Annotated in this window: 14 protein-coding genes and 1 pseudogene; 3 read left to right on the top strand and 12 right to left on the bottom strand. The window is 49.3% G+C overall.

Annotated features, from left to right (window positions below):
- Nucleotides 1–6: 6 nt before the first annotated feature.
- Genes G9409_RS11580 through G9409_RS11590 form a run of 3 tightly spaced genes read right to left on the bottom strand, consistent with a single transcriptional unit; the run spans nucleotide 7 to nucleotide 2,358 of the window.
- Nucleotides 7–426 (bottom strand): biotin/lipoyl-containing protein, encoded by a 420-nt coding sequence (locus tag G9409_RS11580; RefSeq protein ID WP_166808909.1) that lies wholly within the window; start codon nucleotides 424–426, stop codon nucleotides 7–9.
- Nucleotides 423–803, bottom strand: a complete 381-nt coding sequence (locus G9409_RS11585) for an OadG family transporter subunit (RefSeq protein WP_166808910.1) — start codon at nucleotides 801–803, stop codon at nucleotides 423–425. Before G9409_RS11585 ends, G9409_RS11580 begins: the two co-directional genes overlap by 4 nt.
- Nucleotides 804–816: 13 nt before the next feature.
- Nucleotides 817–2,358 (bottom strand): acyl-CoA carboxylase subunit beta, encoded by a 1,542-nt coding sequence (locus G9409_RS11590; RefSeq protein WP_166808911.1) that lies wholly within the window; start codon nucleotides 2,356–2,358, stop codon nucleotides 817–819.
- Between the two features lie 230 nt (nucleotides 2,359–2,588).
- On the opposite strand from G9409_RS11590, the gene hisN reads away from it, so the two are divergent.
- The gene (hisN, locus tag G9409_RS11595) at nucleotides 2,589–3,389 is read left to right on the top strand and encodes a histidinol-phosphatase (RefSeq protein WP_407926799.1); all 801 of its coding nucleotides are present in this window, start codon (nucleotides 2,589–2,591) and stop codon (nucleotides 3,387–3,389) included.
- 9 nt (nucleotides 3,390–3,398) lie between these two features.
- Nucleotides 3,399–3,926: a hypothetical protein gene (locus G9409_RS11600; protein WP_166808912.1), complete on the top strand. Its 528-nt coding sequence runs from the start codon at nucleotides 3,399–3,401 to the stop codon at nucleotides 3,924–3,926.
- 31 nt (nucleotides 3,927–3,957) lie between these two features.
- Here G9409_RS11600 and G9409_RS11605 read toward each other — a convergent pair whose 3' ends face one another.
- The 4 genes from G9409_RS11605 to G9409_RS11620 form a co-directional block, all read right to left on the bottom strand.
- A complete protein-coding gene (locus G9409_RS11605; protein WP_166808913.1) occupies nucleotides 3,958–4,701 on the bottom strand; it encodes a uroporphyrinogen-III synthase in 744 nt (247 codons plus the stop codon).
- Nucleotides 4,701–5,642 (bottom strand): hydroxymethylbilane synthase, encoded by a 942-nt coding sequence (hemC, locus tag G9409_RS11610; RefSeq protein WP_166808914.1) that lies wholly within the window; start codon nucleotides 5,640–5,642, stop codon nucleotides 4,701–4,703. The genes G9409_RS11605 and hemC overlap by 1 nt, the downstream gene beginning before the upstream one ends.
- A 19-nt stretch (nucleotides 5,643–5,661) precedes the next feature.
- Nucleotides 5,662–6,939: a glutamyl-tRNA reductase gene (gene hemA / locus G9409_RS11615; RefSeq protein WP_166808915.1), complete on the bottom strand. Its 1,278-nt coding sequence runs from the start codon at nucleotides 6,937–6,939 to the stop codon at nucleotides 5,662–5,664.
- Between the two features lie 116 nt (nucleotides 6,940–7,055).
- Nucleotides 7,056–7,901 carry a cytochrome C assembly family protein gene (locus tag G9409_RS11620; RefSeq protein ID WP_166808916.1) on the bottom strand — a complete coding sequence of 282 codons (846 nt, stop codon included), beginning with the start codon at nucleotides 7,899–7,901 and terminating at the stop codon, nucleotides 7,056–7,058.
- A 171-nt stretch (nucleotides 7,902–8,072) separates the two neighbouring features.
- Here G9409_RS11620 and typA point away from each other — a divergent pair, with 171 nt between their 5' ends.
- A complete protein-coding gene (typA, locus tag G9409_RS11625) occupies nucleotides 8,073–9,899 on the top strand; it encodes a translational GTPase TypA (RefSeq protein ID WP_166808917.1) in 1,827 nt (608 codons plus the stop codon).
- Between the two features lie 137 nt (nucleotides 9,900–10,036).
- Here typA and G9409_RS11630 read toward each other — a convergent pair whose 3' ends face one another.
- The 5 genes and pseudogenes from G9409_RS11630 to G9409_RS12070 form a co-directional block, all read right to left on the bottom strand.
- Nucleotides 10,037–11,149 (bottom strand): chlorophyllide a reductase iron protein subunit X, encoded by a 1,113-nt coding sequence (locus tag G9409_RS11630; protein WP_166808918.1) that lies wholly within the window; start codon nucleotides 11,147–11,149, stop codon nucleotides 10,037–10,039.
- 25 nt (nucleotides 11,150–11,174) lie between these two features.
- Nucleotides 11,175–12,173 (bottom strand): chlorophyll synthesis pathway protein BchC, encoded by a 999-nt coding sequence (gene bchC / locus G9409_RS11635; protein WP_166808919.1) that lies wholly within the window; start codon nucleotides 12,171–12,173, stop codon nucleotides 11,175–11,177.
- A 38-nt stretch (nucleotides 12,174–12,211) separates the two neighbouring features.
- Nucleotides 12,212–12,685 carry a 2-vinyl bacteriochlorophyllide hydratase gene (gene bchF, locus G9409_RS11640; protein ID WP_006367202.1) on the bottom strand — a complete coding sequence of 158 codons (474 nt, stop codon included), beginning with the start codon at nucleotides 12,683–12,685 and terminating at the stop codon, nucleotides 12,212–12,214.
- A 233-nt stretch (nucleotides 12,686–12,918) separates the two neighbouring features.
- Complete coding sequence (locus G9409_RS11645; protein WP_166808920.1) at nucleotides 12,919–14,619, bottom strand: ABC transporter substrate-binding protein; 1,701 nt, start codon at nucleotides 14,617–14,619, stop codon at nucleotides 12,919–12,921.
- 180 nt (nucleotides 14,620–14,799) lie between these two features.
- Nucleotides 14,800–14,945: pseudogene (locus G9409_RS12070) on the bottom strand (phosphate-binding protein); the annotation flags it as partial.

Below are 14,945 nucleotides of genomic sequence, written 5' to 3' on the forward strand. Positions count from 1 at the left end.
ATCGTGTTATTCAATTTCTATCAGGATATCACCCTGCATGACTGTGTCGCCTACCGCTACCCTGACACTTTTGACTGTACCGGCTTTTTCTGCAAAAATATTGTTCTCCATTTTCATCGCTTCCAGTACCAGTATCGGCTCTTCCCGTTTAACCGGTGAGCCCACCTGGACCATGAGGGCAATAATGGTACCGGGAAGCGGTGCCTTTATGATGCTCAACCCCTGGGTGATGAGCGGTTCCGGCGGTTTTGGCGGGGTTGGCGGAGTGTAGCGGACCAGTTTCGGGGTCTGCGGTCGCTTGATCTCCTGACCCAGCTCTACCTGATAGGATGTGCCGTTTACCTCTATTTCGGCACTGTTCTCCTCAAAGGATTTAATTTCGACATTGTAGCGGTTTCCGCTGATTGTGAATTTATATTTCCTCATCGTTGAAACCCTTTGAAATTAATGACGTTGTAGATTTTCGAATTCCACGGAGTATAGCTTTTGCCGACTTTTTTGATCGTCAGAATTGCTGTATCCTGATCGTGAAGCTCACTGAGATAGAGCGAGATGGCAACACTGATTGCTGCGCTCACCTCTCCGGGAATCATGTTTCCTGCCAGAGCTTTTTTTGCTTCATCACCCTCATCGTCAAATGTTCTTCTGATATTCCAGGAGAGCACTTTTGGTATTACACTGAAGAGAAGGGCGAGCAGAAAGAGCGACAGAAAGACAACACTGTAGCCGGTGACGGCCATCACCAGATGTCCGCTTGTTATAGCCGATAGATCAATCGGTAAAATTTGCTGGATGGTAGTCATGGTTTATTGCCTGTTACAGTGGAATGGTCGAGTGCTTTTTCGGAGGGTTTTGATCTTTTTTGGTCGAGAGCGTCTGAAGAGCACGGATTATTCTGAAACGGGTATTGCGTGGTTCAATGATATCGTCGATATATCCGAATTTTGCTGCCTGATAAGGGTTGGCGAATTTTTCACGATACTCCGCTGCGTTTTCTGCAACAAACCGTGCACGTTCTTCGAGATCTTCAATAGCGTTCAGATCTCTGTTCATGAGCACCTCAATGGCGCCTATCGGGCCCATGACAGCAATTTCAGCAGTTGGCCAGGCATAGTTGATATCTCCACGGAGCATTTTGGAACTCATGACGATGTATGCGCCGCCATAGGCTTTGCGGAGAATCACGGTGATTTTCGGCACCGTAGCTTCTGCATAGGCAAAAAGCAGTTTTGCTCCGTTGGTGATAATGCCGTCAAACTCCTGAGCACTGCCGGGAAGGAAGCCGGGAACATCAACAAGCGAAACAAGAGGGATATTGAAGGCATCACAGAACCGGACAAACCTTGCCGCCTTGCGTGATGCATCAATGTCAAGACATCCAGCCAGGTAGTTGGGCTGATTGGCAACAATCCCTGTTGAGATCCCATTGAAGGTCACAAAGCCGACCACAATGTTTCGTGCATATTGCCGCTGAACTTCAAGAAACTCTCCATTATCGGCAATCGAATAGATGATATCCTTGATGTCGTAAGGGATTGACGGCTTTTCGGGTATGATGGAATTCAGTTTGTCGTCAAGACGATCTGCCGGGTCATTACAGAATGCCTGGGGCGGTTCCTCAAGATTGTTCTGCGGCAGGTAACTCAACAGCTTTTTGATCAAAAGTATTCCCTCCATTTCATCTTCGCCGACAAAATGGGTGACGCCTGACTTTGTTGCATGCACCGAAGCTCCGCCCAGATCCTCTTCGGTAATGGACTCACCGGTTACGGTTTTGACCACTTTTGGACCGGTGACAAACATATGACTGGTTTTTTCGACCATGACCACGAAATCAGTAAGCGCAGGAGAGTAAACTGCGCCGCCTGCACAGGGCCCGAAAATTGCCGATATCTGGGGAATGACCCCGGATGCCATGACATTTCTCTGGAAAATGCTGCCATAGCCGGCAAGACTCCTTACACCCTCCTGGATTCTTGCCCCGCCGCTGTCGTTTATGCCTATAAATGGTGCGCCCACCTTCATTGCCTGGTCCATCACCTTGCAGATTTTCAGCGCGTTGGTTTCTGACAGCGAACCACCAAGCACCGTAAAATCCTGTGCGAACAGATAGACCAGGCGCCCGTCAATGGTTCCGTGACCGGTAATGACGCCGTCTGAAAGAAAGTTCTCTTTGTCAAGGCCGAAATCGGTTGTCCGGTGGGTGACAAACATATCATACTCTTCAAAACTCCCTTCGTCAAGCAGCATGTTGACTCGTTCGCGGGCTGTAAACTTCCCTTTTTTATGTTGCGCTTCTATGCGTTTTTCTCCACCTCCGAGGCGGGCTTTTTCGCGTTCGGCAATCAAGCGTTTCATTGTTTATTTCTGATATTGATTGACTGATTTGCCGTGAATCAGCTGCCTGACTCAATAACCCGGCTCCTGTTCCGATGAGCTTTTATGCTGTCCCGATTATGCAGAGGTGATGCAGATGGGGTCGTTTATTGCTATGTCGGTTTATTTTTCTAAAGTACTTCTGAATATTGAAAAAAAAACGGTAATAACAGCCATTATCGGCATGCCGGAACGAATAATGTTATATTTTTATGGTAAAAGATTTTAAATGGACCTTCGACACTATGACTTCTGATCTTCAGTTTGCCCTTGAAATAGCCGAACAGGCCGGCCGGTTAACCCTCGATTATTTTTCCGGCAAATCCCTGCAGGTATTTACCAAAAGGGATTCATCTCCGGTAACCGAAGCGGATCGGAAAGCTGAAGAGCTGATCAGAAGTTCGATAAGTTCAAAATATCCGGATGATGGTGTGCTTGGCGAAGAGTTTGATGAGCATCCATCGGCAAACAATCGACGCTGGATTATTGATCCGATTGATGGCACCAAGGCGTTTATTCATGGTGTGCCGCTCTATGGTGTCTTGATTGCTCTTGAGGTTGATGCGGCAATACAGCTTGGCGTTGTTCATTTTCCCGCTCTCAAAGAGCTCTATTATGCTGAAAAGGGATGCGGGGCATTTATGAATGGCTCTCCCATATCGGTCTCCTCGATTGTCGAGCTCCCAGATGCGACGGTTGTTTATACCGAAAAAGAGTATCTGCTTGATCTGCCCTCGCAGCATCCTGTTGACCGGCTTCGCCTGGAGGGGGGACTGGTGCGTGGCTGGGGTGACTGCTATGGCCATATGCTTGTGGCATCAGGCCGGGCAGAAGTGGCCGTTGATAAAATTATGAGCCCCTGGGATTGTGCGGCCCTGATACCGGTTGTTACTGAGGCAGGCGGCATCTGTTTTGACTACCGCGGCGAGGCAACCATTTACGGGGAAGGCCTTGTCAGTGCCAATCATGCAATTGGCAGTGTGCTGCTTCAGGATATCGCAAATCATCTTTGATTACTCTTGATGACAACAGTTCTTCTTCTTGCTGTCGTTCTGCTGCTCCTTGCAGTTCTGGTTATGCTCCTGACCGGTTGGCCGGGCAGAGTACAGAAGGAGATCGAACATACCGGAATGGAGCTGCGCAGGGAACTTTCCCAGCATCGGGCTGACTCGCTGCAGCTTCTCCATGCCATGCGTATTGAACTGGAGGAGTCGTTAAGGGAGACGATCGAACAGAAACTCGACGCTGTTGCGGTTGATAGTCGCCGCACCGCTGAGCGGCGCAAAAAGCCGGTTCCTGTTCAGTCGCAAAATCCATTGCATGATGAAGAAGAGGTGGAAGCGGAAGATGACCTTAATGGTCGGTACCGCCGCAGAAATGGTTCCGGCGCAGGTTCGGCAGCGGATGATCGCCAGCTTATGCTTTTTTCCGTTACAGATGAGCGGCAGGAGCCGGTCAATGCAGTTCCGGTTGAGTCGGCAGCAACGATTTTCTGCGATATTGATGATATTCCCGGTGTCGAGGATCTGGCTGACTATGAAGATTTATAGACAGAGAGATAAAACAAATCAGGACCGGTTTTTATTGTTGCAGGGCTTTGGCGATGGCTTTGGCAAAGCCGGGGCCGTCAAATGATTCCGGGATGATATCAACCTGAAGACCGATTTTTTCAAGAGCTGAAGCGGTCGTTGTGCCTATTGCGGCCACAAGTACTCCGGATGGAAGTGCAGTCGACTCGATAGCTTCAAAAAAATTGATGGCAGTCGAGGGGCTTGTAAACGAGAGGCAGGAGAGCTTGCCCTGTTCAAGCAGCGTTTTTACTTTTACGGTCTCTTCAAGGGATGGAGGAAGGTTTTCATAAACGGTGAGCTCTACGCAATGGCCACCCCGTTTTTCAATGACATCAGGAATTGTTCCAAGTGAAAGAGAGCCGCGGACAAAGAGAAATGTTCGGCCGGTAATCGCTTCAATTCCGATCTCCTCCATGAGGGTCACGGCATCGGCGATTTTCGGGACAGGCTGGGTGGTAACACCATGTTTGGCGAGGTCACCGGAAGTTGTTTTCCCTACAGCCCATATCTTGAGCTTCTGAAGGTGTTGCAACTCTTCAGGACTTTCGGTAAGCAGTCGATCCAGAAAGAAACTGACACTGTTCGGGCTGGTAAAAAATACGCCGTCAAACTTGCTCAGATCGGGGACACTCCAGCCGGAAACCGGCCTGATCTCGATTGTCGGAAAGACAAAAGAGTTCAGGCCGTACTGTTCCAGTTCCTTTACAAAAGATGCAGCTTGTTGTTTCGGACGGGTAACAAGAACTGTTTTCATCAGCGGGTTTTGCGGATTTGCGACAGAATTGCGTCAGCACCCTGTGCCAGGAGCTTCTCGGCAAGTGCAATACCGGCTTCTTCAGCCTGTTCGGGGGAGGTAAGTCCGGTTTTTGTTATTTCATCATGCAGACCGACTTTACCGTCAACTGATCCGACATAGGCAAGCAGCTTGAGTGTTCCGTTCTGGAACGAGCCATAGGCGCCGATCGGGATCTGGCAGCCGCCCTGGAGATGACGGAGCAGAGCACGTTCAGCCCTGCAGCAGTACTCGGTATTTGAGTGGTTGAGGATGCGTACAATCTCTCTTGTCTGCTCATCATCAACACGGGTCTCAATGCCGAGCGCACCCTGTCCTACAGCTGGAAGCATCACTTCATGCGGAAGAATCTCCGAAATGCGGTCGCTGAAATTCAGGCGGTAGACACCGGCATAGGCAAGCATCATGGCATCAAATTCACCGGCATCAAACTTCTGGAAGCGGGTATTGAGATTGCCTCTGATATCACGAATATCAAGATCGGGGCGAAGGCTCAGGAGCTGCGACATACGGCGCAGACTGCTTGTGGCCATTTTGGCATTTGCAGGCAGCTCCTTCAGTTTGACGCCGCCCTTTGATATGATGACGTCCCGTGTGTCTTCACGCTCGGTAAAGGAGGTGATGATCAGTCCTTCAGGTGTTCCTGTCGGCACATCCTTCAGGCTGTGAACGGCAAGGTCAATCTCTTTGGCAATCAGGTGTTTTTCGATGTCCTTGGTGAACAGACCCATATCGCCGATTTTTGACAGGGGGGAGTCAAGAAGTACATCACCGGTTGTTTTAACCAGCTTCAGTGTGATGTCGAGTTCAGGGAAATGCCTCGAAAGTTCCGTCTTGGTGAATTCTGCCTGCCACAAAGCGAGGGGGCTGGATCTGGTACCGATGATAAGCTGTTTTTTCAAAGCAATTACGGATTTTTATTTAGTGTGACTGATTTGGTTCTTCGAGATCAAAAACGTTGCGGACAAGATCGACTCTGCTGGGCATGGTGTCTGCGGTATCAATCGGCGCCTTGAGCATTTTAATCGGGTGGTGCAGGATTTTTTTCAGGATACGGTCTGTCAGATGCTCCATTCTCTGAAGCTCCTCCTCGCTTACCTTGTAACGGTAACGCTCCAGCTCCTTCTCCTTGATTTCAATGAATTTTGACTGCAGGTCAACAATGGTGGGCCGGACTTTGAGCGTGTTGATCCATTGTCCGAAAGCAACAAGCTCCTCCTCAATGATGGCATTGACTTTCGGGAGTTCGCGACTCCGTTTTTCAAGGTTCTTGTCAATGATGTGCTTGAGCGCATCAATATCCTTGAGAAACATGTTCTGAAGCTTTGAAATGTCGGGGTCGACGTTTCTTGGCAGTCCAAGGTCGAGAATGATAACCGGCTTCAGCTTGCGTTTAAGCATGCTCTGGTGCATTTCCGATTCTGTCAGAATGTACTCTTTGCTGCTGACTGCGGTGATAATGATATCGAACTCGTGAAGATGATCCTTGTATGACTCGTAGGGCAGAACCTTGTTGGTACCAAGCTCTTCGCTGAGGGCTTCGGCTTTTGCAAGTGTCCTGTTGGTAATAACGATGTTGCGTGCGTTTTTCTGGAATATGTGCTTTGCTGCCAGTTCACCCGTTTCACCGGCACCGACCAGCAGAACCTTCTTCATGGAGAGGTTGGAGAAGATTTTCTGCGCAAGTTCGACAGCTGCATAGCTGACCGAAACAGCGCCCTCCATGATCTTTGTTTTGGTTTTTACCTTTTTGGCAACACTGAACGCGGTATGGCAGAGTCGGGTAAGGAGGATGCCCGCCGCCTGTGTCTCTGCGGCAATGCGGTATGCGTTCTTTACCTGGCCGAGAATCTGGCCTTCACCGAGAATCAGCGAATCAATCGCGCTTGCCACTTCAAAGATGTGGCGTGCGGTACCGCAGTAGAAGCGGCTGAAAAAGTGTTCGGGGCGTACCTCTTTCTGGGCATCCTTGAAGGCGATCAGATACTCTTTGAGGTACTCTCCCGTGACTTCATGCATCGCGGGAACTACATAAAGCTCTGTTCTGTTGCAAGTGGAGATAACCATTGCTTCATGGGCAATTCCGCTTTCAATCAGACCCGTAATGAACTCCTTGTTCTGAACTTCTGAAAGCGAGATTCTTTCACGGATTTCAATTGGTGCGGTTTTGTGATTGACACCGATCGAAATGATGTTCATAGCAGGGCTGTTTAAGTTATCTGATGTTGGACAATGCCACAAAAAACTCTGTGCAGAACAAACTGATAAGTTTTAAATATACCCTAAAAGCCTCAAACTTTCAAACATAAGGGGATTTAAAAGCTCAGGGTATGAAATGTGGGTGAAAAAAAGGTCATGAGTACAATGAGCGCTGTAACAAAGACGAAGAGAAAGATAAAGAGATAGGCCATGTGTTTGATGTCCCATCCGATAATCGGCTTGATAAAGATACTCGCTCCGTAGATAAGCCAGATGATGACCAGTGTAATGAGCTTTGGCTCCAGGATGGTGACGGTGCCTTTGATTGCGTGCTGTTCGACCACGCCTGCAAACAGCGTGATTGAGAGAAACAGAAAGCCGAAAGCCACTGCGTGCATGATAAGCCGTTCAAGCACTTCAAGATTCGGCAGTCGCTGAAAAAGCAGTTCAAACCGGTTCTGTTCAATTTGCCGGAACAGCAGTAGATAGAGAATACTGTAAAGTCCTGCGATCGCTATTGAGCTGAATCCGAAAATGGTTGTAATCAGGTGAACACCAATTCCGATACCGCTGAACGCTGTTCCCGTATTCGGAGTCAGGGATGTCAGGACCGAGGAGATAAGCTGCGCTCCGGATGCAAAGGAGATGACAAAAAATCCTGTTTTATCACTTTTGGTTGTGAACTCTATGAAGAGGTAGATAATGGTCAGGGTGAGCGCTACCATGGTCATCAGATTGACGGTAGAATAGCTGATCTTGTACCCTTCGATGGAGGTCAAAAGACCGAGATAGAGCACATGGGTTACTAACGTAAGGCTGAGCAGCGGTCGTTTGTACTGTTTTGCAAACTCGATATCACTGAAAAAATGGGCTCCGTAGAGAAATGTGGTCACCAGATAGAGCAGCGAGACTATCTGATTGAGCACAAGAAGCGGAAGATTGTTGAGTAATATATTGTTCATTGTATTGGTGCGGGGAAGTGTCCGGACGATAAAAAGTTACTTTGGTTTCCGGAAAAAGAGCTGTGTGAGGCTCCTTGTCAGGGGACAAAGATTGCGGCCATAAATACAAAGAAAAATTGTATATTCGGGCCGGTACGGGGTATAAATATACTTTATTTACAAGGAAAAAAGATGAGTGATACAAAGAATATCAGAAATATAGCCATTATCGCCCACGTTGATCATGGAAAAACAACACTTGTTGATTCGATTTTTCAGAAGACAGGCGCCTTCAGGGATAATCAGCAGGTAAATGTAAGGGTGCTTGATTCCAATCCCCAGGAGCGTGAGCGGGGAATTACCATTTTTTCGAAAAATGCAGCGGCGGTTTATAAAGATCACAAGATCAATATTGTTGATACACCGGGTCACGCCGACTTTGGCGGTGAGGTTGAACGTATTCTGCAGATGGTTGACGGTGTGCTGCTCCTCGTTGATGCGTTTGAAGGGCCGATGCCGCAGACCAAGTTTGTACTTCGCAAAGCCCTTGAGCTCCATCTGAAGCCGATTGTGGTTATCAACAAGATCGACCGGCCGCAGTCTGATCCGGTCAAGGTGCATGATCAGGTTCTTGATCTCTTTATTGCCCTCGGTGCTGAAGAGCATCAGCTTGATTTCCCCTATATCTTTACATCGGCCAAAAACGGTATTGCCAAATACAGCATGGATGATGAAGATGGCGACATGAGCCTGCTTCTTGATATCATCATCAAGGAGATTCCTGCTCCGGTTGCCGAAGATGACGGAGGTTTCCAGATGCTGGTGACGACGCTTGATTATAGCGACTACATTGGAAAAATAGCTATCGGCCGCATTCATCGCGGCAAGGTTAGCCCCGGAAGCCAGCTTGTTGTTGTCTCTCCTGATGGCATTGTTGGAAAGGGGACGGTAACAAAGGTTTTCCAGTTTGACAAGGTGCAGAAAATCGAGGCGAAGGAAGCGACATCAGGCGACATTATTGCCATTGCCGGTATCCCTGATGCCACCGTCGGCTTGACTCTCGCTTCAGTTGATGATCCGGTATCGCTTGATTCATTTGAAATCAGCAAGCCGACCCTCTCCATGCTCTTTTCGGTCAACGACTCTCCTTTTGCCGGACTGGAAGGAAAAGAGGTCACCAGCCGGAAAATTCGTGAGCGTCTGATGAAAGAGGTTATGACCAATGTCGCTCTCAACGTCGAAGAGACCGACAGCGCAGATACCTTCCGTGTTTCAGGAAGGGGAGAGCTCCATCTTTCGGTTTTGATTGAAACCATGCGGCGTGAAGGTTATGAACTTGCCATTGCCCGGCCTGAGGTGATCATGCATTATGATGAGCAGGGAACGATGCTTGAGCCTATCGAGCATGTTACTATTGATATTCCGGAAGAGTATACCGGTGTGATTATCGAAAAGATGGGTCGCAGAAAGGCGGAGATGATTCACATGGGTACCCTTCGCGGCGGTATGGTAAGGGTTGAGTTTGAAATTCCAACAAGAGGACTTATCGGTTACAACCTTGAGTTTACCACCGATACCAAAGGCGAGGGCATCATGTCGCACGTCTTTATCAACTACCAGCCGTTCAAGGGCAAGCTCCCCTCACGTGAAACCGGCGCACTTGTCGTTTCCGAAACAGGGATTTGTGTTGCTTATTCGTTGAGCGCCCTTGAAGATCGCGGAACCTTCTTCGTTTCGCCAAATACCAAGGTATATGCAGGCATGATTGTCGGTGAGTCCACAAGAGGTCTTGATATTACCATGAACGTCTGCAAAACCAAAAAGCTCAGCAACATGCGCTCATCGGGAACAGACGAGTCACTTCGTCTCACTCCTCCCAAAATCCTTTCGCTGGAGCAGGCTCTTGAGTTTATCAATGACGATGAGCTGCTTGAGGTAACGCCTCTGAGCATCAGACTCAGAAAGAAGCTCCTTGATCCAAACGCCAGGGCAAGGGCGACGAAAAAAGCTAACGCCTGAGGGTTTATAGCTGCGCCGGTTGTTGATGCCGGCGGAAAGAAAAAAAGTATAACAAAAAAGGCTGCCTGAAAAGGCGGCCTTTTTTGTTGGCTATCCAAAATCCAAAATCCACCATTCAGCATTTAAAATCTCTTCAATTAAGCGCTGAAGAAGAGTTTTCTCAGTTGGGTGCGGGCAGCGGCAAGCAGTTCACGAATCTCTGACTCCTCACGCTCTAACATCGCTGCAATTTCGGTGATGCTTCTCTCCTCCTCTTCACTCATCCGGTAGATTGCTCTCTCCAGTTCGGAGAGCTGTTCAATGCACTGTTTCATTTTCAGGTCATCATTGTCCTGTGAGAGGTTCGCTGTGTCCGGTATTGGCGTTACCGAAGCGGCAGGGCTGCCGAAAAGCTCTTCCGGCGTTGCCGGAGTGGGGGATTCGTCACTGACATCACCGAAGAGGCGGACAAACTGCATGAAATCAAGGCCTCTTGCATGGCAGGGTTTAATACGGTTTTCAAGAATTTCTGTGGCCAGGGTCCGGAACTTATCGCCGAGTTCAGGCAGTCTGACCGCAAAGTCGAAACTGTCGTCCATATCGCGGGCTCCGGCGTTATAGGGTACCTTCATGAGTACGGAGATACCGGCGGCTTCGGCATATTTTTCGGCTATGCCGCTGCCGTCATCACGATTGATAATGAGGCCGAGCAGTCGGGATTGTCCGCCGATGGTTTTGAAGTAGTTGTTGGCCTGGCAGATGTTGTTCGCGGTAAAGATCGACTGCCGGTCATTATTCGTGACCAGTATCACCTCTTCACTCAGTGAACGGGCAAGCGGTGTGGCGAATCCTCCGCAGACGACATCGCCCAGAAAGTCCATGAGGATGATATCAATATCCCAGTTGAAGATGCCGAGCTTTTCAAGCAGGTCGAATCCCGAGATGATTCCCCGTCCTCCGCATCCCCGCCCGACCTGGGGGCCACCGAGTTCTATGCCGTAGATTGGCTGGGGAAAATCTGCAATATCGCGTCGGAAGACAATGTCGCTGATGGTAACCTGCTGGTTCTGAGCGTTTTTTTCAGCAAAGAGATCCGTGACGGTCGGCAGCGGTATGCCGCCGAAGAGGGATGTGGTTGAGTCGTGTTTCGGATCACAGCCAAGCTGCAGCACCCGCCGGTTCATCATGGCGAAGGTAGCGCTGAGGTTGGTGGTCGTAAAGCTTTTTCCTATTCCGCCCTTTCCGTAAATAGCGATGGTTCTTGCTGGCATCAGGTACTGCTTATGGTTATCCGGGTTATGCGGTAGATGAGCATCCGTTATCGTCCTGTTCTGCATTGGTTTTCCAGAGCAGGATCATTTTAAGGCAGTCAGGATCGCTGAAGGCCTGGATGTAGGCTTCAGTGATATCATCTTCGACGGTGTGCTGATGGGTGAAAATCCTTCCGGCATTCAGTTTGCGCTCTGCAATAAGCTCACGCACCCGTTCAAGATCACCTTTTGCCCACTGTTTGGCTGCAATGAAGGAGAGCTCTTTCTGGAAGGCCTGGGAGTAGTCAATATTTACTCTCTGGTAATAGCCACCAAAAATAACCACCCCCTGAAATTTCAGAAACCTGAGTCCGGTATCGATGGCGCTCATGATGCCGGTGCTGTCAATCAGGACGTCGAACTCATGACCGGCAAGAGCGGCGGAGACATCTTCTGTGTCAGGGTTTACTTTAAGGTCAGCCGAAGAGAGGTTGAGGCGGTTCTGATTGGGTTCAGTCACAGCAACAAGTTTTGCTCCCATGAGTTTTGCCAGTTCGGCAGCAAGAATACCGACCGCACCCTGACCGAGCACCAGGACCTTCTTGTTTTCAACTTTTGCAAGATCCACTATGTGCAGCGCTGTTGCGCCAAGAGGCAGGGCAATGCCGCAACGCGGATTGTCGATATTATCGAGAACCGTGATGCTCTCGACCGGACAGACGATAAACTCGGAAGCCCCGCCGAATGCGGCATTAACTCCTATATAACCGAACGAGCCCGCTACATAGGCAAATTTGCCGATCAGGCTCTGGTTGACATGTTTTCCTGCCTTGATGATCTTTCCGACGGTCTCGTAACCGGGAATAAAGGGAAAGATAAAGGGTGGAGAGGGGATCAGCCCGTTATAGGCCATCTTTTCCGTGCCGGTACTGATTGACGACCAGTGGGTTTCAACAAGCACATCGGTTGAAGAGAGTGCCTTAAGGGTTACTTCAGCGAGTTCGATCTGGCGGACGCCGCTGAAGAGTATGGCTTTTGCTTTCATATGGACACCTCTATTAATCCTTTTGTATTCGGGTGTGATCAGAGGCTTTTCTGCTGTTTGAGCTTCCTCTCATTATGCTTTTCAAGCAGCAGGCGGATAACAAATTGTGCAGCATTGACCAGATAGCTCAGGTAGGCGAGCAGTGCAGTCCGGATCAGTATGTTTTCATCGAGCCCTATAAAAAACAGGATAAAGTAGGAGATGTGAACAATCATGGCAATGGCACTGCCGAAATCCTCCCAGAAAAACTCGGGAGCGAAGGCAAATTGACCGAATACCTCCTGTTCAAAAAAACCTCCGGTTACGAATATCAGCACAAGCATCAAGGTTTTCAGGGTCACAAAAAAGGTGATCCAGTAAAAGTTGTCGATCCAGATATGTGACTGATAGAGCCAGGTAACGGTGAGGCCGGCAAGAAACATGACAAACTGGATAGGTGCCAGGATGCCCTGAACTTTAGTCCAGACCGAAGCATTTCTCCTCTCAAGCTGTTCAGGTGTGTAACGGGGCATAAAACAATAAGTTCGCTGATGGTGGAAGACGTTATTCAACTGCTTTTGAAAAAAGCAGTTGAATATAGCAAAAAACGGCAGTGACAGCAACCCCCTCTTTACCTGCCTCAGGCTTTCGTGGTAACGCAGGTATCATGGCATTCGATCCCGAATAACATAAGCTCCGGAAGAGCGCGGGTATCGGCAGCCCCCGACGGCAGTCGGGGGCTGGGTGCAGGAAAGGGAGAGCCGGTTCAAGGTTTTACACTCCAGTCGTAGACGTTGTAGAGTGTCGAAATCAGGTTGACATCACTGTTTCTGATCCTTTTGTTGAATCCTTCAAGCTCATCATAGTAATAGAGGAATGATCTTGGCTGTTCTTCATGAAGGATCTTCTGGTACTCTTTCCAGAGCGCAACTTCCCGCTCTTTTGGAAGAGGTCGGCTCAGCTCATCAATAACGGTATCCAGTCTGCCGTTCTGGAATGCCGAAGAGTTGAACGGGCGTTTTACAAAATCGGATCCCCAGATAACAAGCTGGAAGGGGAGTGTTTCGGCAGCAAGGCCGGAGAGTGCAGCCTCGTAACGGAAACTGTTCTGGTTTTTCAGAAAAATAAGGCTTTCGTCAAATTTCAGCCGGCACTCAATTCCGATTTCTCGCAGATTCTGCTGTACAATGGTCGCGGCGTAGTTGCGACGGGGGTTACCAACCGGAGCGGCCAGTTCGAATGAGAATTTTCTCCCCTGTTTCTGCAGAATGCCGTCAGGACCCGGAGCCCAACCTGCTTCGCGCAGCAGGGCGGTTGCTCTTTGTGGATTGTAGGCGTAGGGGTCAAGTGATGTGTCGGCGATTGATTTGTATGCGGGCGAAAGTGAGGTATTGATAATGGTTGCGTGCTCCGGTCCCATAAAGCCGTCAATAATCGACTGGCGGTCAATGGCAAGTGTCAGCGCCTGACGAACTTTTTTATCTCCGAAAAGGGGATTCGGCTTGATTTTATGTTCATTCCTCCAGGCCTCTCCATCGATATTGAGCCAGACTATGCTGTCGAAGTAACGGTTCTTTACCGGTTTGATCGCAATTGAAGGCGAGCTTTTGGCAAGCTCACGGATATCCTTCGGGTTGATGCCTCCGGCAGAGATCATGGCATCAATCTGGCCTGACTTCAGCATAGCCAGCCGGGTTGTGTATTCGGGAACCACAAGAAAGATCAGATTTTTAATGATCGCAGGGTGAGGCAGCCGCGAAGAGGGGTTTGTGACAAGCTCAAGCTTTTCCTGACGCGACCACTTTTTAACCCTGAACGGTCCGGCACTCAGCACGGGTATCTCAGCCGCTTTTGAACGGATTTCATCGGGAGAGTAGGCCTTGAAGAGATGCTCGGCAACCGGCATCAGATCGTTGAAATGATCAAGAATGATCTCGGGAGCCATCGGCTTGTTGAAATGCAGCACCAGTGTTGAATCGTTCGGCACTTCAACAGCGCGCTCAATATCTGCCGTGCCATCCGCGAGCAGCAGAAGATCGTTCAGATAGTGCTGACGGGAACTTGCAATTTCAGGTCTTTTATAGAGGGCATAGGAGTATTTGAAGTCATGAGATGTTACCGGTTTGCCATCTTCCCACCGGGCGCTGCTCTTCAGGTGAAAGGTCACCTTTTGGCCGTCTGCGGAAAACTCCCAGCTGTTTGCTGTGTTGGGAAGAAAGGTAATAGCGCCGTTTGCTTTGTCATAGGAGGGTTTTGCCAGCGACGGGTAGAGCAGCATGCAGATCTCGCGTGACATTGAGAGCTGGATCAGGAGGGGATTGAGATAGTCAAAATCCGCCGAAATTCCCGTGACAACCCGCTCGCCCCGGAGTGCTTCAGTGTCGTTTTTTTTGCATGCCGTGATGCCGGCAAGCATGAGAAGCAGCAGTGCCGAAACAACGGTTTTCCGAAAGTCGGGAACTCTCATTACAAGGTTATTTGGTTATTCGAATGAGTATAAAGTTAGATAAATAATAACCTTTTTCAGCACCCTTCACTACCCTGCACTGCTTTTCGGCAATGAAAAAAGCAAAAAGCCGCCCGGTGAGGAGCGGCTTTCTGTTATGAAAATAGAGAATCAGGGAGCAGAGCGCTTTGTAATCAAGGCTCAATGGATATTGACAAACCCTGATTCGCTGATCAGGCGTTTGCCCTCTTCGGTTTTGGCCAGGTCGATGAACTGCCTGACTGCACCGGTCGGCTGACCGTTGGTGTACATGAAGAGCGGGCGGTGAATCGGGTAGGTACCGTTTT

This window comes from Candidatus Chlorobium masyuteum (assembly GCF_011601315.1).
GTDB classification, from domain to species: domain Bacteria; phylum Bacteroidota; class Chlorobiia; order Chlorobiales; family Chlorobiaceae; genus Chlorobium; species Chlorobium masyuteum.